Origin of the sequence: Pseudonocardia sp. MH-G8, assembly GCF_002262885.1 — a bacterium.
GTDB lineage: Bacteria > Actinomycetota > Actinomycetes > Mycobacteriales > Pseudonocardiaceae > Pseudonocardia.
In genome coordinates this window covers 1-19,054 of sequence record NZ_NKYF01000047.1, presented here as the reverse complement: position 1 = coordinate 19,054, position 19,054 = coordinate 1, and the positions used below count along the sequence as shown (strand labels likewise).

Below are 19,054 nucleotides of genomic sequence, written 5' to 3'. Positions count from 1 at the left end.
GCGGGGGCGGGGGCGGGGCCGCGGGGGGGCTCACGCGATCGCGCGGACCGTCTCCCACGTCGCTGCGAAGCCCGGGTGCAGGGGGAGGTCGTGGAGGTCCTCGACCCTGACCCAGCGGACCTCCAGCGTCTCACCGGTCAGGCCGGTCGGCAGCACGGCCGCGTGGGCGCGCGCCACGACGGTGGTGTACGACCAGCCGCCGTGGTCGTCGACGAAGGCGCCGGTGACCTCGTAGGAGTCGTCGGCGAGCCCCGCCTCCTCGGCGGCCTCGCGCTGGGCGGCCTGCTCGGCCGACTCCGCGCGGTTGCGGGCGCCGCCGAGCAGGCCCCAGGTGCCGCCGTGGTGGCTCCACAGGGCCCGGTGCTGCAGCAGCACGGATCCGCGGTGCCACAGCAGGAGCCCGGCCGCGCCGAACAGGCCCCAGTGCTTGTGGCCGAGCGCGCAACACGCCCAGCCGTCACCATCACCCCGGGGGAGCACCACCCCACCACATTAGGTGGCGGCGCTCCCCCGGGCGAGAGATCAGTACCGGTAGTGCTCCGGCTTGTACGGGCCCTCGACGTCCACGCCGATGTACTCGGCCTGGTCCTTGGTCAGCTTCGTCAGCTCACCACCCAGCGCCAGCACGTGGATCCGGGCGACCTTCTCGTCCAGGATCTTCGGCAGCCGGTAGACGTCCTTGTTGTACTCCTCGTGCTTGGTGAACAGCTCGACCTGGGCGATCACCTGGTTGGCGAAGCTGTTGGACATCACGAACGACGGGTGCCCGGTGGCGTTGCCCAGGTTCATCAGCCGGCCCTCGGACAGCACGATGATCGAGTGGCCGTCCGGGAAGACCCACTCGTCGACCTGCGGCTTGATGTTCAGCTTGCGGATGCCCGGGTAGCGGCCCAGCCCGGCCATGTCGATCTCGTTGTCGAAGTGCCCGACGTTGGCGATGATCGCCTGGTGCTTGGTACGCGACATCAGGTCGGCGGACACGATGTCCTTGTTGCCGGTGGCCGTGATGATGATGTCGGCCTGGCCGATCACGTCCTCCAGGCGCGCCACCTGGTGACCCTCCAGCAGCGCCTGCAGCGCGCAGATCGGGTCGGCCTCGGCCACGATCACGCGCGCGCCCTGGCCGGTCAGCGCCTCGACCGAGCCCTTGCCGGTGTCGCCGTAGCCGCACACGACCGCTACCTTGCCGCCGATCAGCACGTCCGTGCCGCGGTTGAGCCCGTCGATCAGCGAGTGGCGGATGCCGTACTTGTTGTCGAACTTGCTCTTGGTGACCGAGTCGTTGACGTTGATCGCCGGGAACAGCAGCAGACCCTGCTCGGCCAGCTGGTAGAGCCGGTGCACACCGGTGGTGGTCTCCTCGGTAACACCCCGGATGTCCGAGGCCACCGTGGTCCAGTGCTTCGGGTCCTCGGCCAGCGAACGGCGCAGCGTGTCCAGGATGATCCGGTACTCGTCCGAGACCGTCAGGTCCTCGTCCTCGACCGTGGGCACCACACCGGTCTTCTCGAACTCCACGCCCTTGTGCACGAGCAGGGTGGCGTCACCACCGTCGTCGAGGATCATGTTCGGACCGACCACGTTGCCGGCCTCGTCGGTGAACTTGAACAGCTGCTCGGTGCACCACCAGTACTCCTCCAGCGTCTCGCCCTTCCAGGCGAACACCGGCACACCCTGCGGCTCCTCCGCGGTGCCGTGCGGGCCCACGACGATGGCCGCGGCCGAGTGGTCCTGGGTGGAGAAGATGTTGCAGGACACCCAGCGCACATCGGCGCCCAGGCTGACCAGGGTCTCGATCAACACCGCGGTCTGCACGGTCATGTGCAGGGAGCCGGCGATCCGCGCCCCCTGCAGCGGGCGCGCCTCGGCGTACTCGCGGCGAAGCTCCATCAGGCCGGGCATCTCGTGCTCGGCGAGCCGGATCTCCTTGCGGCCGAACTCGGCCAGGCCGAGATCGGCCACGGCGAAGTCGATGCCGCCGCGGGTCTGCAACCTGCTGCTGATGTCGGCAGTGGCGGTCATGGGGTGGTTACGCCTCCTCGATGGGCTGGTGCGGCGGGCCACGCTACTCGGTGCGCGATGCCCGGCCGGGATGGGTGGAACCGCGAGGACGGCGTGCGGCAGCGCCGCCGGGAACGGCGGTACGCGGGGTGCACCGGGCTGCCCTCCTCGTGCGAGTGGCAGGCGCCCTTGTTGCATGCAACGGCCTGGTCATCGAGCGTGGCGGGGCCCGTGTGGGGGCAGCCCGTCGCAGCGCCTCTCGAGACCGACTACGCGATTGCCCCTCAAGCATCCGAGGGGACGCACGGGCTGTCAACCCGGCAGGTCGCCGCCTCGGCGGAGGAGGTCGCGCCGCCGGCACCGGGAGTGGGCGATCGGACCGCGTCGACTGCCACCCGCGCCTCACCCCCCGACGAGCCGGGCAGCCCGCAGCGCGGGTCGGTCCCCCTCCCGGAGCGCGCCGTTGCTGATGAACGCGATGTCCTCGCGGACGACCACCGCCGTCGTGCCCTGGAGGCCGTCGGCACCGTCGAGCAGAACCCGGTGCGTGCCGTCCGCCGCGACACCGACCAGTTCGTTCGTGTCGTTGAGCGCCGCGAGGATCTCCTCGCCCCGACCGGTGAAGTCGAAGTCGTCGATGCCGGCCAAGCCCGTGGCGTGCACGGCAACCGCGCCCGCCGCTCCCGACCGCTCCACCGCGATGCGCACGATCGTGCCGAGGTCATAGTTGCTCACCCACACCGCACCGGCGTGCAGCTTCAGCCCGTTCGCCCCGAAGAAGCCGGACGGAGCGAGGGCGGGGTCGGCGCTCCACACCGACGGTTCGCCGCCGGACAACGGGGCCTCCCACACCCGTCCACCGGTCGAGTCGGTGACGAGGAAGCGGTCCCCGGACTGGTCGATGAGCACTGCGTTCGGCATGGAGTCCGCCGGCATCGGAACGATCAGCTCCGGCTCGGCCACACCGGGCGCCAGTCTCCAGATGCCGGTCGACCCGCCCTGCCCTGCCGAGTACAGGAAGAACACCGCGCCGTCCTGGTCGCGCGCCACGCCGGTCACCTGCGCGGCTCCGACCACCGGCGTGGTTCCGCCCCCACCAGCCGGCACCGGCATGGTGGCCAGCACCTCGGTGGCGCCGTCTCCCCGCACCCGGACGACCTGCCGAGCAGCGATCATGCCCACCACCGCGCCGCCACCCGGCTCGAGCGCGATGCTCTCCGCGTTCTGCCCGGCGGCATCGTCGAACTCCGCCAGCACGCGGACGTCGGCCAACTCGCTGAACCCGCCGGGCGCCGGGGTCCCGATCGGCGCAGCGGGGACGGGGGACGCACACGCGACCGCGCCGAACGCCGTGCCCGCCGCCAGGGCGATGCCGAGTACGGCGGAGGACACGCGGATGTGCGGGGAGGACGGTGACCTTTGCATCGTGCTGCACCTTGTCTGTCCGATGTGGACTGTTGCCGAGCGACGGAACGGGCAGGTGGAGGGGGCGGTGACGTGCGGTCAGGGAGCCCGGTGCGGATCCGCGGTGGCGAACCGCTCCCGGCCGAGCACGGCGATCAGTTCGAGCTTCCCCACGGCCTCGCTGCCCGGAGCGGGCGAGTAGATGACCAGCCGCTGCCCCTGGCTGGTCGCGAGGACGTCGAAGTCGAGCTCGACCAGCCCGACCACCGGATGGATGATCCGCCGGCGATCGCTGCGACGGACCGCCACACCGTGTCCGGTCCACAACCGCGTGAACTCCGGGCTCGCGGCGCGCAGGGCCCGGACCAGCCCCGTGGCGAAACGGTCCCCGCGGCGCGCCGCGACCGTCGCGCGGAGGTCCTCGACCTGGGCACGACTCTCGTCCTCGTGGTCGTCGACCGGCTGGCGGGCGCGGAACGCCGGATCGGTGAACCAGCGGTACGTGCAGCTTCGGGCGTAGCCCCGCTGTGGGGTCTGCTCACCGAGCAGCGCGTCGGCGAGCGCGTTCTGGGTGAGCACCACGTTGAGGTCGGAGGCGATCAGCGCAGGGAGCGTGGCCAGGTCGTCGAGCAGACGCAGGAGCGCGCGGCTGACGTGCTCGTCCGGACCCGCCGCGGGGGGACCGTGGTGCCCCGCGAGCAGGAACAGGTGGTCGCGTTCGTCATGGCTCAGCCGCAGGGCACGGGCGAGGGCTGCGACGAGGGCGACCGAGGGCGCCGCGCCCCGACCCTGCTCGAGCCGGGCGAGGTAGTCCGGTGACATCGCGGCGAGCTGCGCGACCTCGAAGCGCCGCAGGCCCGGCGTCCTGCGCCGCGCCCCCGCCGGCATCCCGACGTCCGAGGGCTGCAACAACGCCCGCCTGCTGCGCAGGAATTCCCCGAGCTCGCCGCGATCCATGAGCTCCAGCATCGGTCGTCCCGGGTCGGACAACCAGGACCTGTCAGGTTCATGGTCCGGGTGCGCGGCGGCCGGCTCGGCCTGGGCAAGGGTCAGCCACCGGGCGCTCCCGGGATCGGACGCGCGCCCGTCAACCCAGCAGGTGGTCCTTCAGGAGCGACTCCGCCGCATCCGTGCGGCCCCGGGCCGCGAGCAGCCCCGCGGGCACCACCGCGAAGTCGGCGTCGACCACGATCGGCACGCCCGCGAGCGCCGGCGCGAGCACCGGGTCCGCGCGCAGGGTGGCCGCCACGGCGGCGAGCCCGCCCGCACGGTCGCGCTGGCGGAACACCCCGCCCGACAGCACCACGAGGCCCAGGTCACGGACGGCGTCGCCGTGCACGCGCAGGTGCCGGCGGACGGCGACCACGGCGGCCAGCGCGGCGACCCGCCGGTCCTCCGCGGCGCTGCCCGGATCGCGCGGCACGTAGCCCACCTCGCTCGCCATCCGGGCGACCGTGGGCCCGAGCAGGTCCGCCTCCACCGGGTCGACGATGCCCTCCGCCTGGCCCTCCACCAGCACCCCGCCGGCTGCGGCCCGCACACCCAGGTCGCCCTCGACGGTGCGGACGGCCTCGGACCCCACCGCGGAATGCACGTCGGTGGTGGCGCAGCCGACGTCGACGACGAGCGCGCGGGCGTCGCAGATGCGGGCGAGCCGACCGGCCGCGTGACCGACCGCATCCGGCGTGACCACGCGGACGAGCTTGCGGAAGCGGGGGCCGACGGCGGGGCCGCGACCCCCGATGGCGTGCCGGCTGTACAGCTCGGCGAGCGCGGCGCGGGCCGGGCCCGGCACCACCTCGCCCAGGCGCGGCAGGACGTTGTCGCAGCTGACCACCCGGCGGCCGGTGGCGCGCAGCAGCGCGAGCGCGTCGTCGTGCGCCGCGGCGTTGCCGGCGAGCACGATCGGGTGCCGGATCCTGGCCCTGGCCAGCCGGCCCGCGTTGTGCAGCAACCCGGCCGGGTCGTCGCCGTCGGCCCCACCCACGAGCAGCACGACGGCGGGGCGGGCGCTGCGCAGTTCCCGCACGTCGGACGGCTCGAGCGGCCCGGCGTGCACGTGCACGACGTGCGCGCCCGCCGTGAGCGCCACCCGGTGCCCCGCCTCGGTGGCCGCCAGCCGTTCGGAACCGACGACGGCCAGGCGCAGGCCGCCCCCCGCGGAGGAGCAGGCCAGCAGCTCCGGCTCCTCCCCCGAGCCTGCGGCCGAGACGGCGCGGACGGCCGCATCCATGCCCGCGAGCACGTCACCGGTGGTCGTCGGGTGCTCCGCGAAGCCCGCCAGCGCGCCGTCCGCACGGACGAGCACCGCCTTGGTCCACGTGGAGCCCACGTCGAGGCAGACCGATGCGGCCTGGTCGGTGGGCGTCACGACGAAGGAGCGTAACCGCTGGTGGCTCCGATGGCTGCGCAAGCGAGCCGATGGTCAAGCCACCCTTCCGGAGGTAACTTCCGCGGTGACACACGGCACAGTCGCCGACAGGAGGCCCCTGATGCTCGGACTCATGCAGGACCGCCCGCTCGCCCTGCCCCACGTCTTCCACCGCTCCGAGCAGCACTTCGGGCACAAGACGATCACCACGGCCGGCCCCGCCGGCGAGACCAGGACCACGGTGGCCGAATGGGCGCAGCGGGTGCGGCGCCTGGCCACCGTCCTCGACACGCTCGACGTCGCCCCGGACGGGCGTGTCGCGACGTTCTGCTGGAACACCGGCCGGCACCTCGAGCTGTACATGGCCGCCCCCTGCACCGGCCGGGTGCTGCACACGCTGAACATCCGGCTGTTCCCCGAGCAGCTCGTCTACGTGGCCAACCACGCCGAGGACGAGGTGGTGTTCGTCGACCGCTCGCTCCTGCCGCTGCTCTGGCCGCTGGCGGACAGGCTCGAGACCGTGCGGCACGTCATCGTGATCGACGACGGCGCGGACACCGAGATCCCGGTGGACCCGCGGGTGCACGACTACGAGGAACTGCTCGGCGCGGCCGCCCCGTTCGAGGGGGACTTCGTCGTCGAGGACGAGAACACCGCCGCCGCGATGTGCTACACCTCCGGCACGACCGGCAACCCGAAGGGCGTGGTCTACAGCCACCGCTCCACGGTGCTGCACTCGCTGATCACGCTCGTCGCCGACGGCGCGGCGCTGTCCGAGCGCGACACCGTGCTGCCCGTGGTCCCGATGTTCCACGCCAACGCGTGGGGCCTGCCCTACGGCTGCCTGCTCGCCGGTTCGGACCTGGTCTTCCCCGGTCCCAACATGTCGCCGCAGGCGATCGCCGGGCTGCTGGAGCGGCATCGCGTCACGGTCACCGGCGGCGTTCCGACGATCTGGATGGGGATGCAGCCGCTGCTGCCCCAGCACGACCTCAGCGCCCTGCGCACGATCCTCTGCGGCGGCTCCGCGGTGCCGCGGGCGCTGTCGGAGGCCTACCGCGAGGCGATCGGCGTGCCGATGCTGCACGCCTGGGGCATGACCGAGACCAGCCCGGTCGCCACCATGTCGAGCCCGCGCACCCACCACGCCGCGCTCACCGAGCCCGAGCGCGCCGACGAGCGCGCCCGGCAGGGCCAGGCCGTGCCGCTGGTCGAGCTGCGCCTCGTCGAGCCCGCCACCGGGGAGATCCAGCCGTGGGACGACGACGCCACCGGGGAGATCCAGGCGGCGGGCCCGTGGATCGCCGCCGAGTACTACCGCGGCGAGGGCGGCGGCTCCCAGTTCACCGACGACGGGTGGCTGCGCACCGGCGACGTCGCCGCGGTCGACCGCTACGGGTCCGTCCGGCTCGTCGACCGGACGAAGGACCTCATCAAGTCCGGCGGCGAGTGGATCGGGTCCGTCGAGCTGGAGAACGAGATCATGGCGCACCCGAAGGTCGCCGAAGCCGCCGTCATCGCGATCCCGCACGAGAAGTGGGTGGAACGGCCGCTCGCGTGCGTCGTCGTCAAACCCGGTGAGACGCTCACCGCGGAGGAGGTCATCGCGCACCTGGAGCCGCGTGTCGCGAGGTGGTGGCTCCCCGATGCGGTGGAGTTCATCAACGAGGTGCCCAAGACCAGCGTGGGGAAGTTCTCCAAGAGGACACTTCGTGAGAAGTTCGATGGCTACCAGGTGACCGGTCCCGGACCGGCGAGCACGACCGACGACGGCAGGACATGACGACCGCACGACTGGTTCAACACCGCACCACGCCCACCCGACCGACTTCTGCTCTGCCGCCGCTCACCGCGACGCTGCCGAGCCCCGAGCTCGCTGCGCTGCGGATCGCCTACTCCGACATCGCGACGATCGTCGCCTCGATCGAGGAGGAGGATTCCTGGCTGCCCACCCGCTGCACCGGATGGGTGGTGCGCGACCTGCTCGTCCACCTGCTCGGCGACGTCCAGCGCGCGCTGGTCGCCCTCGCCACGCCGGCCGCCGGACCGCCGGACCGCGACGCCGTGACGTGGTGGACCGCCGCGGAGCCGATCGACGACCCGAACTTCCGGGAGCTGCGGAGCCTGCGCACCATCGCGAGCGCCTGGGACCTCGACAACCTGGTGCGCACGTTCGTGGAGACCACGCGCGCGGTCGTCACGCTCGCCGGCCGTACCCCGCCCGAGGCCCTCGTGGCCACGCAGGGGCACGTCCTGCAGGTCGTCGACCTCGTCACGACGCTCGCGGTGAAGGCCGCTGTGCACCACCTCGACCTCGTGCTGGAGCTGCGCCGTCCCGGCCCGCGGCCGGAGCCGCTCGCGCTGGTGCGGTGCACGCTCGACGCGCTGCTCGGCCACCCGGCGCCCGCGGACTGGCCCGATGAGCGCTGGGCGTTGCTCGGTACCGGCCGGGTACCTCCGGGCGGAGGCGAACGCCGAGCGCTGGGCACGGCCGCGGCCCGCCTCCCCCTGCTCGGCTGACGGGGTGCACCTCCCCACGCCGGCACCGGTGTGATCACCTTCTCCGCGCTCGCGGAGCGGGTGCTCGCCACCCCGCCGCGGTGCGGGGCCACCCGGCTCGTGTGCGTCGACGGGCCGTCGGGGGCGGGCAAGACCACGCTGGCCGCCCGGCTCGCCGCCGCGCTGGGTGGCGCGCCGGTGCTGCACATGGACGACCTCTACCCCGGCTGGGACGGCCTCGCCGCCGCCGTTCCCCTGCTGCACGACCAGGTCGTCGCGCCGCTGGCCGCGGGGCGGGCGGCCCGCTACCGGCCCTACGACTGGCACCGCGGCGAGTTCGCCCGGCCGCGCGAGCTCGGGACGCCACCCGTGCTCGTCGTGGAGGGTGCGGGGTGCGGGGCACGCGTCATCGCGGCCCACGCCGTCCTGCTCGTCTGGATCGAGGCACCGCGCGACGAGCGGTACCGGCGCGGCATCGACCGGGACGGCGAGACCTACCGCCCGCACTGGGAGCGCTGGGCGCGCCAGGAGGCCGCCCACTACGCCGCGGAGGGCACCGCCGATCGCGCGGACATCCGCGTGGACGGTGCTCCCGAGGTGCCGCACGACCCCGCCCGGGAGGTGGTCCTCGCGGCGGGCCGGTGAGCGCACGACGCGGGGATCACCGGCCGCTCGGGACGTTCTCCAGCTGCCCCAGCAGGTCGGCGATGCGCGCGCGGTCGGCGGCCAGGGCGGCCTGCGGGTCGCCGCCGTCCCCGGTGTGGGTGAGCAGCAGCCGCGCGCCGTGCCCGGTGCCCTCCCGCAGCTCCCAACGCAGCCGGCCACCCTCGTCGGCGTCGTGCTCCAGCACGTGCTCGTGCCGGGCGGCGCCTGCCGGCGCACCGGCCGTCAACAACTCCCACACCGCGTCGGCGGGCCGGGTGAGCTGCCGCTCGTGGCGCACCCGCCAGCCGTCGGCAGCACCCTCGACCGCGCCGGCGTCCAGGCCGAACTGCGCGACGAGACGCTCGTGCAGGGCGATGTCGTCGACACCCGGGTCCTCGCCCGCCCGGCCGTCGAGTGCGAGGTCGAGCGCCACGATGCAGGTGTGCCAGCCCGCTCCGAAGCTGGCGGCGCCCGCCCGGTCGTCGAACGTGTGCAGCAGGACCAGGCGGGTGCCGGCGCCGTCGGGGTGCAGCTCCCAACGCAGATGGTCGGTGTCCCAGGTGTAGGCGATGAGCCGCGGCGGATCGAGATCGGTGACGAGCCCGTCCCCGCCGAAGTCGAACTCGACCTTCCCGCCCTCACGCAACTCCGGGACGATCTTCCCCGGGAACCAGTCGGCGAGCCGCTGCGGCTCGGTCACCGCCCGCCAGACCTTCTCCGGCGGGTGCTTCAACCAGCGCTCCATGCGCAGCACCGACCGGCCGTCCTTCGCTACCAGGCTCTCACTCATGGCCCCTCCGAGGCGTCGTCGTCGAGGTGCCGTTCGAGGGCGTCGAAGCGGTCGGCCCACATCCACCGGTACGGCTCGAGCCACGCGTCCACCTCGCGGAGGGGGGCGGGGTCGATCTCGTACCAGCGGCGTTGGGCGTCGACACGCACCCGTACCAACCCGGCGTCCCGCAGCACCCGCAGGTGCTTGGAGGTGCCGGGTTGGCTCAGGCCGAGCTCGGCGGTCAGCTCCCCGACCAGCCGCGGGCGCTCCCGCAGCAGGTCGAGGATGCGTCGGCGGAGCGGCTCGGCGAGGACCTCGAACGTCACGAGCCGAAGATACCCAAGAAGCTATATAACCGCAACAGCATTTACTGTGCCCGCTCCCGCTTCCCGAGCACCGAGTGCGACCGCCCGTAGGCGAAGTAGACCACCACTCCGACGGCCATCCAGACGACGAACCGCAGCCACGTCTCCACGGACAGGTTGATCATCAGCCAGACGCAGGCCAGCACCGCGAGGATCGGCACGAGCGGCACGAGCGGTGTGCGGAAGGCCCGCGGGAGGTCGGGCCGGGTGCGCCGCAGGATGACGACGCCGATCGACACCAGCACGAACGCGAAGAGCGTGCCGATGTTCACCATCTCCTCCAGCACGTCGGCCGGGAAGAACGTGGCGGTGATCGCCACGACGACACCGATCAGGACGGTGGCCCGCACCGGTGTGCCCCGCGAGCCCGTGCGGGCGAACGACCGCGGCAGGAGGCCGTCGCGCGACATCGCGAAGAACACCCGGATCTGCCCCAGCAACATGACCATGACGACGGTGGTGAGACCGGCCAACGCGCCGACCGCGATCACGGTGGCCGCCCAGTCCACCCCGAGCGAGGAGAACGCCGTGGCCAGCGTGGCGCGGGTGCCGTCGGGCTGGGTCTGCAGCTCCGTGTAGTGCACCATGCCGGTGAGCACGAACGCGACCGCGACGTAGAGCACCGTGACGATGGCGAGCGAACCGAGGATGCCTCGGGGCAGCGAGCGCTGCGGGTTGCGGGTCTCCTCGGCGGTGGTCGCCACGACGTCGAAGCCGATGAACGCGAAGAACACCAGCGACGCCGCCGCGAGCAGCCCGTAGATCCCGTAGGTGCTGCCGGCCTCACCGCCGATCGCGGAGAGCAGCGACTGCTGCAGCCCACCGCCGGAATCGGCATCGGCGGCCGCCGCCGGCGGGATGAAGGGCGTGTAGTTGTCGGCGTTGATGTAGCCGAAGCCGAGGATGATCACGAAGAGCACGATCGCGACCTTGATCGTGGTGATCACGAGGCTGACCCGGCTGGACAGCTTCGTGCCGAGCACGAGCAGGACGGTGAGGACGGCGATCAGCAGCAGCGCACCCCAGTCCACCCCGAACGGCCCGAGGTCCAGGGTGGTGGGCACGTCCGCCCCGAACTGCGAGAAGACCGTGGCAAGGTACTGCGACCAGCCCTTGGCCACGACGGCGGCCGCCACCGCGAACTCGAGCACGAGGTCCCAGCCGATGATCCAGGCGATGAACTCGCCGAACGTGGCGTAGGAGAACGTGTAGGCGCTGCCGGCCACCGGCAGCGTCGAGGCGAACTCGGCGTAGCAGAGCGCGGCGAGGGCGCACGCGACCGCGGCCAGCACGAAGGCGAGCGAGACCGAGGGCCCGGCCACGTCCCCCGCGGTGCTCGCGGCCAGGGTGAAGATGCCGGCGCCGACGACGACCGCGACGCCGAAGACGATCAGGTCCCAGGTGGTCAGGTCCTTGCGGAGTTTGCTGTCCGGTTCATCGGTGTCAGCGATCGACTGCTCGACCGACTTGGTGCGCATGATCCCGTTGCGGGTCTCGCCGAGGGCCATGACGCGCAACCTAACGTTCACCCGGGCCGTCGGCCAATCCGGCGGCGCGGAAGATCAGCCGGCGACGACGGCGCGGTCCAGATCCGGCTCGAGGTAGATCACGCGCGCCTCCGGCACCCGCTCGCGGATCCGGGCCTCGGCGGCGTCGATGGCCCGCGCCACGGTCTCTAGGGGCGAGCCCGGAGCGAGCGCGATCTTCGCCGCGACCAGCAGCTCCTCGGGGCCCAGGTACTGGGTCTTGATGTGGATGACGCGCTGCACGTCCCCCGACTCGATCGCCGAGACGATCGCGGTCAGCACCTTCGGGGCCGCACCCTCACCGATGAGCAGGCTCTTCATCTCGATGATCAGGATCACGGCGATGACACCGAGCAGCAGGCCGATGCAGATCGTGCCGATCGCGTCGAACACCGGTTCACCGGTGAGCACGCTGAGCCCGACGCCGAGCAGGGCCAGGACCAGCCCGACGAGCGCTCCGAGATCCTCCAGCAGCACGACCGGCAGCTCCGGCGTCTTCGACTGCCGGATGAACTGCCACCAGCTCAGCGAGCCCTTCAGCGGCCGCGACTCGTGCACCGCCGTGCGGAACGAGTAGGTCTCCAGGCCGATCGCGACCACCAGGATCGCCACCGCGACGAGCGGCGACGTCAGCGGCTCGTGGGACTCCAGCTTGTGGATGCCCTCGTACAGCGCGAACACCGAGCCCAGGGTGAACAACAGCAGCGCGACGACGAACGAGTAGAAGTACCGGTCCCGCCCGTAGCCGAAGGGGTGCTCCGCGGTGGCCGCGCGCCGCGCCGTGCGCCCGCCGAGCAGCAGGAGCCCCTGGTTGGACGTGTCGGCCACCGAGTGCACGGCCTCGGCCAGCATCGACGACGAGCCGGTGATCAACCAGCCTATGAACTTGGCGATCGCGATCCCGGCATTGGCGATCAATGCCGCCACGATCGCCCGCGTTCCCCCACCCGCAGCCATGTCCACCCCTCGTCCGGCCGATACCGCGTGGAGCCTAGACCGGGCGGATCCCGACGGCCGGGAGGATGGCCTGGTCGACGATCTCGGCCAGCCGCTGCCGCGTCGGCTCCTCGCCGGAGTCGATCGCGTGCTTGAGCACCAGCGCCTCACCGATGTCCTCGACGACCGGGGTGACCAGGGCCGGGTCGAGCCGACCCAGCCCGGCGTAGTGGTGCAGCACGGTGGCGGTGAACCGCCGGCCGGAGGCGTCGAAGACCTGCTGCAGCGCCTCGGCCAGCTCCGGGTGGCGGTGCCGCTCGGTCAGGACGGCCTGCACCGCTCGGGCGGTCGGGTGCCGCGACCACTCGATCAGCAGCTGCAGCGCCGCGATCAGGTCCCCACGCAGGTCGTCGGCCGCCGGGGACGGCACTTCCACGGGGTACGCGGCGGCCACCGCGTCGAGCAGCAGCTCCTGCGGCCCGGCCCAGCGCCGGTAGAGCGTGCTCTTCGGGGTGCCGGCGCGGCGCGCGACGCCCTCCATCGTCAGTCGTCCGATGCCCACCTCGTCGAGCTCGGCGAGCACCGCGGCGTGCAGGGCCGCGAGGAGCTCGGCCCCGCGGCGTCGGGATCGCCCGGTCATCACGCCTCCCGGCCTTGTTGAGATACGCAGCCGTATCTTATTCTGCGATAGCTACGTACCCGTATCTTACGAGGAGCACCCACCCGTGTCGTCGACCCGCTCCGGGCCCCCCGCCGTCCCCCGGGTGCGCGCCCTCGCCCCCGACCTCGCCCGCGGCGCCATGCTCGCCGTCATCGCGCTGGCCCACTCGCAGGTGCTCGCACGACCGTTCCTCGGACCGGCGCCCGCACCCGGAACCGCTGTGGACACCGTCGTGCAGGCCCTGCTGACGCTCTTCGTCGACAGCCGCGGCTACCCGATGTTCGCGGCGCTGTTCGGCTACGGGATGGTCCAGATCCTGCGCAGCGCTGGTGGGGACCGGCCCCGGGCACGACGGCTGCTGCGCCGCCGCGCCACGTGGCTGGTCGTGTTCGGCTTCTGCCACGTGCTGCTGCTCTACCCCGGCGACATCCTCGCCTCCTACGGCGTCCTCGCCCTCCTGCTGGTGGGCGCGTTGCGCTGGAGCGACGCGCGCCTGCTCACCGCCGCTGCGGGCGCGGCGATCCTCGGAGCGCTCGTGTACGGCTCGGTCCTCGCGCTGCCCGCCCCGGTCGGCGATCCGGCCGACCTGCCCGCGGGCCCGCTGGGCTCGGCGCTCTACCGGCTCGTGTCGTTCCCGCTGGTGGTCCCGATGAACGCGGTGATGGCCGCGGCGCCGCTGCTCGTCGGGATCTGGGCCGGGCGGCGCCGGGTGCTGGAGGAACCCGGGCAGCACCGGCGCCTGCTCACACGGGTGGCCGCTGCCGGGATCGCGGCCGCCGCGGTCGGCGCCGTCCCGCACGTCCTCGTCACGACCGGGACCTGGATCCCGGGGACGGGCACCCTCGTCGCGGCCGGGGCCCTGCACACCGCCACCGGCTACGCGGGCGGGCTCGGCTACGCCGCGCTGGTCGGCCTCGTCGCCCTGCGGCTGAGCGGGCGGAGGTCGGGTCCCGGCCCGGTGGCCACGGCGCTCGCCGCCTGCGGCCGGCGCTCCATGAGCTGCTACCTCGCCCAGTCCGTGGCCTGGTTCCTGCTGCTGGAGCCCTACCTGGCCGGCCTCACCGGTGCGCTCGGGATCGCCACCGCGGCGGCCGTGGGCCTCGGGATCTGGCTGGTCACCGTGGTCGTCGCCGATCTGGCCCGCCGCGCCGACCGTCCCGGCCCCGCGGAGGCGCTCCTGCGTCGCCTGACCTACCGCTCGCCTGCCTCAACCGCGCCGTGAGTGGATACGAGTGCCGGAACACCCGTATCCGCTCACGGCCTTCGGGGCTCAGACGGTGAGGGCGTCGCCGGCCAGGAACAGCTGCGTGCCGTCCGCACGCGGCACGACCGTGACGCCCGTGTCGGCCGCTCCCAGCCACACCGACGCCCCGCGGCCGATCTCCAACTCGCCTGCCTGCGACCGCACGCAGGCCGAACCCGCGGTGCAGAGCAGGATCCGCGGGCCGCCATCGGGCACCGGCACCGGGCCGCCCGTCTCGGCCACGGCATCGAAGCGGCGGAGCAGGAACTCCTCGGCGGGGGTGTCGTAGCGGATCCAGTCGCCCTCCGGCTTCCCTGCGACGAGCGGCGGCGGCGTGGCCTGGAAGTCCAGCACCCGCAGCAACTCCGGGACGTCCACGTGCTTGGGCGTGAGCCCTCCGCGCAGGACGTTGTCGGAGTTCGCCATCAGCTCGATGCCGGCGCCGGACAGGTAGGCGTGCAGGTTGCCGGCCGGCAGGTAGAGCGCTTCACCGGGCTCGATCGTGACGCGGTTGAGCAGCAGCGCGGCGAGCACACCCGCATCGCCCGGGTAGCGCTCGGAGAGCTCGAGCGCCGTGCGCGCCTCCGTGGAGAACTCACCGTCGCGGCCCGCCAGGCCCACACAGCCCTCCTGGAGCGCGGGGACCAGCGTGTCCAGCACGGCCTGCGGCAGCGTGATCCACGTGGTGAACAGCGCGCGCAGCCCGTCGGCGTCCGGCTGGGCGGCGAGCAGCTCGGCGTGCCCGGCGAGCTCGGGCACCCCGAGCGCGCGCAGCAGCCGCACCGTCACCGCCGGGTCCCGGAACCCGGCGAGCGCGTGCATCTCGGTGAGCGCGCAGATCAGCTCCGGCTTGTGGTTGGCGTCCTTGTAGTTGCGGTCGGAGGCGTCACGGGCGATCCCATCGGCCTCCTCCTGGGCGAACCCGGCCCGAGCCTGCTCGATGCTCGGGTGCGCCTGCAGCGAGAGCGGCTCGTCGGCGGCCAGCACCTTGAGCAGGAACGGGAGTGTGCCGTCCCAGCGCGCATTGCGGTCGTCGCCCAGCAACCGCCGCGGGTCGGCACGCAGCGCGTCGAGGAGCGACGTGCGCCCGCCGTCGGGGTGCACCAGGCGCGACGGGTCGGCGGGATGGGCCCCGAACCACATCTCGGCCTGGGGGTGCGCCGAAGGCACCTCCTCGCCCAGCAGTTCCGGGATCACCGTTCGCGAGCCCCACGCGTAAGCACGCACGGGGTTGTCCAGCAGCTCCACGTCCGGTCAGCTCTCCTCAGGCAGGCTCGATCGTGCGGGTGGCCAGTCCCAGGTACACCGCGGCCACGTCCAGGCGCGACGCGAGCAGCGCAGCCCGGAGCACGGTGGCATGGCGGGTCCCGCGCGCCACCTCGTCCACCGGGTGCGCCACGTCGGCGGAGGGCCACCCGCGTCCGGTGCGCCGCAGCGTCACCTGTCCGGGGTCATCCTCCCCGGTGGCCAGCAGCACCAGACGCACGGGGGGTGTCGCTGCGCGAGCATCCGGGTCGTCGAAGGGGTCACGGAAGATGTCCTCGCCCCGCGCGCCGCGGTCCAGCGCGCGCACCAGGCCCGTCGACACGGCGGACTCCGTCACCGCGCCCGCGTGCGCCACGACACCGGCCTGCGTGGCCAGCGCCGCAGCCCCGTGCACCGCGACGGCCGCCGCCACCGGATCCGTGCCCCACAGCAACGGCGTGTGGTCGGCCAGGCGCAACGCCAGCGACTTCGCCGGGTTCATGAACGGCTCGTGACCGGGCTGGTTGCGCTCCGCCTCGCCGTCGAGGACGTCGGCGAGCGCGTCCAGCAGCGGGTCCAGCGGTGCGTCGACCAGGCCGAGCGCCTGGACCGCGGCGAGCCCGACGGCAAGGGCGCACGGCAGGTCCAGACCCGGCGGCACCGGGATCCGCGGCTCCACCAGCCGCGCGCGGCCGGCACCCGCCGACGCCACCGGGCCTTCACCGGGGGCGGACAGCACCACCTCGGCGCCGCGGCGCACCGCGAGGACGACGCTGTCGGCCAGCTCGGCGTCGGTCTCCTCCGCCGTGTGCGCGATGACCACGTCCAGCGGGCCGATCCACGTCGGCGTCGTCTCGGCGACGACGACCGGCACCGCCACGCCGGGGCCGAGCAGCGCGGCGAGCAGACCGGTCGACGTGGCAGACGCGCCCGGTCGGCGCAGCAGCACCAGCGCCCGTGGCCGGCTCCCGGCCAGCTCGGCGACGCCGGCCTCCGCTGCGCCCTGCGCCGCCGACCTGACCTGCGCACCCGCAGTGGCCGCGGACCGCAGCACGCCGCCCGAATCGAGCGCCGCCAGCGCCCTCGGGTCGGCCAGCAGGGTGTCGTCGAGCACGATCAGTCGCTCGCCGGCGGTTCAGCCGGCGGGATCGCCTCGTCCAACAGCAGCACCGGCACGCCGTCCACGACCGGGAACCCGCGGCCACACGACGTGCAGGTGAGCACGTTCGCGTCCGGGTCGGCAGCGGTACCGGTCCGCAACGGCGCATGGTCGTCGGACGGGCAGGCCAGGATGTCCATCAGCTGGGGATCGAGCTGTACGGCCACGGTCCTCCTCCTTCGACGGCGCGCTCGGCGCATTTCGACAGGGCGCTCGGTGCATGGGGAACACCCGATGCTGCCAGTGCGCGGCGCACTCCGCCCGGTCGGTGCGCCGGAGCGGAGCTCGACCAGGTCAGGCGCGGACGACCGCGAGCACCTCGTCGCGCAGTGCGGCCACCGCGGCCGCGTCCGCAGCCTCGACGTTCAGCCGCAGCAGCGGCTCGGTGTTGGAGGGTCGCAGGTTGAACCAGGAGCCGTCGGGCAACTGCACCGTGAGGCCGTCCAGCTCGTCGTGCTCGACGCCGTCGCGCGCGGTGTACTCCGCCTTCACCGCGGCCATCCGCTCCGCCTGGTCGCGCACCGTCGAGTTGATCTCGCCGGACGCGGAGTAGCGCTCGTAGACGCTCATCAGCGCGGACAGCGGGCCATCCTGCTCGGCGAGCGCGGCCAGCACGTGCAGCGCCGCGAGCATCCCCGAGTCGGCCTTCCAGAAATCCCGGAAGTAGTAGTGCGCCGAGTGCTCGCCGCCGAACACCGCGCCGGTCTCGGCCATCGTCTGCTTGATGAACGAGTGCCCGACCCGCGTGCGCACAGGGGCGCCGCCGTGCTCGGTGACGATCTCCGGAACGGCCTTGGACGTGATCAGGTTGTGGATCACCGTGGCGCCCGGGTCCTTGGCCAGCTCGCGGACCGCGACCAGGGCCGTGATCGCGCTCGGGCTGACCGGCTCGCCGCGCTCGTCGATCACGAAGCAGCGGTCGGCGTCGCCGTCGAAGGCGACACCGAGGTCGGCGCCCTCGCTGACGACCCGCTTCTGCAGGTCCACCAGGTTGGCCGGGTCGAGCGGGTTGGCCTCGTGGTTGGGGAACGTGCCGTCCAGCTCGAAGTACATCGGCACGACGTCGAACGGGAGCGGCTCGAACACCGCGGGGACGGTGTAGCCGCCCATGCCGTTGCCGGCGTCGACGACGACGCGCAACCGGCGGGATGCGCTCAGGTCGACGAGCTTGCGCAGGTAGGCCGCGTAGTCGTCCCGGAGCTCGCGGGTGCTGACGGTGCCACCACCGGGCCCTGCGGGCACCCCCGCCTCGACGGCCTGCCGGATCGCCGCGAGGCCGGTGTCCTGGCCGATGGGCGTGGCGCCCGCACGGCAGAGCTTGATGCCGTTGTACTTGGCCGGGTTGTGGCTGGCGGTGAACATCGCGCCGGGAAGGCCGAGCGTGCCGGAGGCGAAGTAGAGCATGTCGGTGCTCGCGAGGCCGATCGAGACGACGTCGAGCCCCTGGCCCGTGACGCCGTCGGCGAACGCGGCCGCCAGGTCCGGGGAGCTGTCGCGCATGTCGTGGCCGATCACGACCCCGCGCGCACCCTCCGCCCTCACCAGCGCGGCCATCGCCGCACCGAGATCGCGCACGGTCGGGGCGTCGAGCTGCTCGCCGACCACGCCGCGGATGTCATAGGCCTTCACGATCGCCGCCAGATCTGCCACGACACAGACCCTAGCGCCGTCCGCGCTCAGTCCTCCGAGGGCCCGGGGAGGACGCGCAGATGCCCACGGCGCCCGGTGCCCGACGCGGGCACCGGCTCCACCGCCCGATCGGCGCGCCCGGCCTCCCGCACGGCCTCGGCCAGCGCGGTGAGGTCGTCGCTGCTGTGCTGCGGCGGGGCGAACTCGCCCTCGAACCGCACGACCTCCCAGCCCCGCGGCGCCGTCAGCCGGTGGGCGTGCGCCGTGCACAGGTCGTAGGAGTGGGGCTCGGCCTGCGTGGCCAGGGGACCGACGACGGCCGTGGAGTCGGCGTAGACGTAAGTGAGCGTGGCCACCGCGAGCTCGGTGCACCCGCTCCGCGAACACCTACGCACACTCAGCACGTCCCGGACGATACCTCCTCCCGCCCCCGCCGCCCGGGCACGACGCGCACCCTCCGGCGACTCGTCCTCGGTAGGCCCGGCCGCCGTCCCACGCGAGTCGCTGCCCCACCCACGCGAGTCGCTGCCCCACCCACGCGAGTCGCTGCCCCACCCACGCGAGTCGCTGCCCCACCCACGCGAGTCGCTGCCCCACC

At 73.1% G+C, this 19,054-nt stretch carries 19 protein-coding genes; 4 read left to right on the top strand and 15 right to left on the bottom strand.

Annotated elements, in window-relative coordinates; all coding sequences use genetic code 11:
• Window positions 1–30 precede the first annotated feature (30 nt).
• The 5 genes from CFP66_RS45375 to CFP66_RS45355 form a co-directional block, all read right to left on the bottom strand.
• Window positions 31–483, bottom strand: coding sequence for an NUDIX domain-containing protein (locus CFP66_RS45375; RefSeq protein WP_233160275.1), 453 nt, complete (start codon window positions 481–483; stop codon window positions 31–33).
• 39 nt (window positions 484–522) lie between these two features.
• Window positions 523–2,022, bottom strand: coding sequence for an adenosylhomocysteinase (ahcY, locus tag CFP66_RS45370; protein ID WP_094931658.1), 1,500 nt, complete (start codon window positions 2,020–2,022; stop codon window positions 523–525).
• A gap of 381 nt (window positions 2,023–2,403) precedes the next feature.
• Window positions 2,404–3,426: an SMP-30/gluconolactonase/LRE family protein gene (locus CFP66_RS45365; protein ID WP_143517626.1), complete on the bottom strand. Its 1,023-nt coding sequence runs from the start codon at window positions 3,424–3,426 to the stop codon at window positions 2,404–2,406.
• A gap of 78 nt (window positions 3,427–3,504) precedes the next feature.
• Window positions 3,505–4,362: a helix-turn-helix domain-containing protein gene (locus tag CFP66_RS45360; RefSeq protein WP_094931687.1), complete on the bottom strand. Its 858-nt coding sequence runs from the start codon at window positions 4,360–4,362 to the stop codon at window positions 3,505–3,507.
• 130 nt (window positions 4,363–4,492) lie between these two features.
• A complete protein-coding gene (locus CFP66_RS45355) occupies window positions 4,493–5,776 on the bottom strand; it encodes a glutamate mutase L (RefSeq protein ID WP_094931654.1) in 1,284 nt (427 codons plus the stop codon).
• Between the two features lie 121 nt (window positions 5,777–5,897).
• Here CFP66_RS45355 and CFP66_RS45350 point away from each other — a divergent pair, with 121 nt between their 5' ends.
• The 3 genes from CFP66_RS45350 to CFP66_RS45340 are packed head-to-tail and all read left to right on the top strand — an operon-like array spanning window position 5,898 to window position 8,920.
• Window positions 5,898–7,559 carry a long-chain fatty acid--CoA ligase gene (locus CFP66_RS45350; protein ID WP_094931652.1) on the top strand — a complete coding sequence of 554 codons (1,662 nt, stop codon included), beginning with the start codon at window positions 5,898–5,900 and terminating at the stop codon, window positions 7,557–7,559.
• Entirely contained in the window at window positions 7,556–8,296 is a 741-nt protein-coding gene (locus CFP66_RS45345) for a maleylpyruvate isomerase N-terminal domain-containing protein (protein ID WP_094931650.1), read from the top strand. The genes CFP66_RS45350 and CFP66_RS45345 overlap by 4 nt, the downstream gene beginning before the upstream one ends.
• 30 nt (window positions 8,297–8,326) lie before the next feature.
• Complete coding sequence (locus tag CFP66_RS45340; protein ID WP_198962132.1) at window positions 8,327–8,920, top strand: hypothetical protein; 594 nt, start codon at window positions 8,327–8,329, stop codon at window positions 8,918–8,920.
• Between the two features lie 16 nt (window positions 8,921–8,936).
• Here the strand turns inward: CFP66_RS45340 and CFP66_RS45335 are convergent, their stop codons facing one another.
• The 5 genes from CFP66_RS45335 to CFP66_RS45315 are packed head-to-tail and all read right to left on the bottom strand — an operon-like array spanning window position 8,937 to window position 13,159.
• A complete protein-coding gene (locus CFP66_RS45335) occupies window positions 8,937–9,710 on the bottom strand; it encodes an SRPBCC family protein (RefSeq protein WP_094931649.1) in 774 nt (257 codons plus the stop codon).
• Window positions 9,707–10,018 (bottom strand): helix-turn-helix transcriptional regulator, encoded by a 312-nt coding sequence (locus CFP66_RS45330; RefSeq protein ID WP_094931647.1) that lies wholly within the window; start codon window positions 10,016–10,018, stop codon window positions 9,707–9,709. Before CFP66_RS45330 ends, CFP66_RS45335 begins: the two co-directional genes overlap by 4 nt.
• Before the next feature lie 41 nt (window positions 10,019–10,059).
• The gene (locus tag CFP66_RS45325) at window positions 10,060–11,565 is read right to left on the bottom strand and encodes an amino acid permease (protein ID WP_094931645.1); all 1,506 of its coding nucleotides are present in this window, start codon (window positions 11,563–11,565) and stop codon (window positions 10,060–10,062) included.
• 54 nt (window positions 11,566–11,619) lie between these two features.
• Window positions 11,620–12,540, bottom strand: a complete 921-nt coding sequence (locus CFP66_RS45320; protein WP_094931643.1) for a cation diffusion facilitator family transporter — start codon at window positions 12,538–12,540, stop codon at window positions 11,620–11,622.
• 34 nt (window positions 12,541–12,574) lie between these two features.
• Complete coding sequence (locus tag CFP66_RS45315; protein ID WP_094931641.1) at window positions 12,575–13,159, bottom strand: TetR/AcrR family transcriptional regulator; 585 nt, start codon at window positions 13,157–13,159, stop codon at window positions 12,575–12,577.
• Between the two features lie 85 nt (window positions 13,160–13,244).
• On the opposite strand from CFP66_RS45315, the gene CFP66_RS45310 reads away from it, so the two are divergent.
• Window positions 13,245–14,402, top strand: a complete 1,158-nt coding sequence (locus CFP66_RS45310; protein WP_233160274.1) for a DUF418 domain-containing protein — start codon at window positions 13,245–13,247, stop codon at window positions 14,400–14,402.
• 48 nt (window positions 14,403–14,450) lie between these two features.
• Here the strand turns inward: CFP66_RS45310 and manA are convergent, their stop codons facing one another.
• From manA to CFP66_RS45285, 5 genes are all read right to left on the bottom strand, one after another.
• Window positions 14,451–15,671, bottom strand: coding sequence for a mannose-6-phosphate isomerase, class I (gene manA / locus CFP66_RS45305; protein ID WP_094931639.1), 1,221 nt, complete (start codon window positions 15,669–15,671; stop codon window positions 14,451–14,453).
• A 16-nt stretch (window positions 15,672–15,687) separates the two neighbouring features.
• The gene (locus tag CFP66_RS45300) at window positions 15,688–16,782 is read right to left on the bottom strand and encodes an SIS domain-containing protein (protein WP_094931637.1); all 1,095 of its coding nucleotides are present in this window, start codon (window positions 16,780–16,782) and stop codon (window positions 15,688–15,690) included.
• Window positions 16,783–16,784: 2 nt separating this feature from the next.
• Window positions 16,785–16,994 (bottom strand): Trm112 family protein, encoded by a 210-nt coding sequence (locus CFP66_RS45295; protein ID WP_094931636.1) that lies wholly within the window; start codon window positions 16,992–16,994, stop codon window positions 16,785–16,787.
• Window positions 16,995–17,121: 127 nt separating this feature from the next.
• The gene (locus tag CFP66_RS45290) at window positions 17,122–18,477 is read right to left on the bottom strand and encodes a phosphomannomutase/phosphoglucomutase (RefSeq protein ID WP_094931634.1); all 1,356 of its coding nucleotides are present in this window, start codon (window positions 18,475–18,477) and stop codon (window positions 17,122–17,124) included.
• A 26-nt stretch (window positions 18,478–18,503) separates the two neighbouring features.
• On the bottom strand, window positions 18,504–18,851 hold the full coding sequence (locus CFP66_RS45285) for a DUF3499 domain-containing protein (protein WP_094931682.1): 348 nt from the start codon (window positions 18,849–18,851) through the stop codon (window positions 18,504–18,506).
• Window positions 18,852–19,054 lie beyond the last annotated feature (203 nt).

Excerpts from the sequence above, each read along its gene's own strand:
- ahcY (WP_094931658.1), bottom strand. The coding sequence starts at position 2,022 with ATGACCGCCACTGCCGACATCAGCAGCAGGTTGCAGACCCGCGGCGGC.
- CFP66_RS45365 (WP_143517626.1), bottom strand. The coding sequence starts at position 3,426 with ATGCAAAGGTCACCGTCCTCCCCGCACATCCGCGTGTCCTCCGCCGTA.
- CFP66_RS45360 (WP_094931687.1), bottom strand. The coding sequence starts at position 4,362 with ATGGATCGCGGCGAGCTCGGGGAATTCCTGCGCAGCAGGCGGGCGTTG.
- CFP66_RS45350 (WP_094931652.1), top strand. The coding sequence starts at position 5,898 with ATGCTCGGACTCATGCAGGACCGCCCGCTCGCCCTGCCCCACGTCTTC.
- CFP66_RS45345 (WP_094931650.1), top strand. The coding sequence starts at position 7,556 with ATGACGACCGCACGACTGGTTCAACACCGCACCACGCCCACCCGACCG.
- CFP66_RS45335 (WP_094931649.1), bottom strand. The coding sequence starts at position 9,710 with ATGAGTGAGAGCCTGGTAGCGAAGGACGGCCGGTCGGTGCTGCGCATG.
- CFP66_RS45325 (WP_094931645.1), bottom strand. The coding sequence starts at position 11,565 with ATGGCCCTCGGCGAGACCCGCAACGGGATCATGCGCACCAAGTCGGTC.
- CFP66_RS45320 (WP_094931643.1), bottom strand. The coding sequence starts at position 12,540 with ATGGCTGCGGGTGGGGGAACGCGGGCGATCGTGGCGGCATTGATCGCC.
- CFP66_RS45315 (WP_094931641.1), bottom strand. The coding sequence starts at position 13,159 with ATGACCGGGCGATCCCGACGCCGCGGGGCCGAGCTCCTCGCGGCCCTG.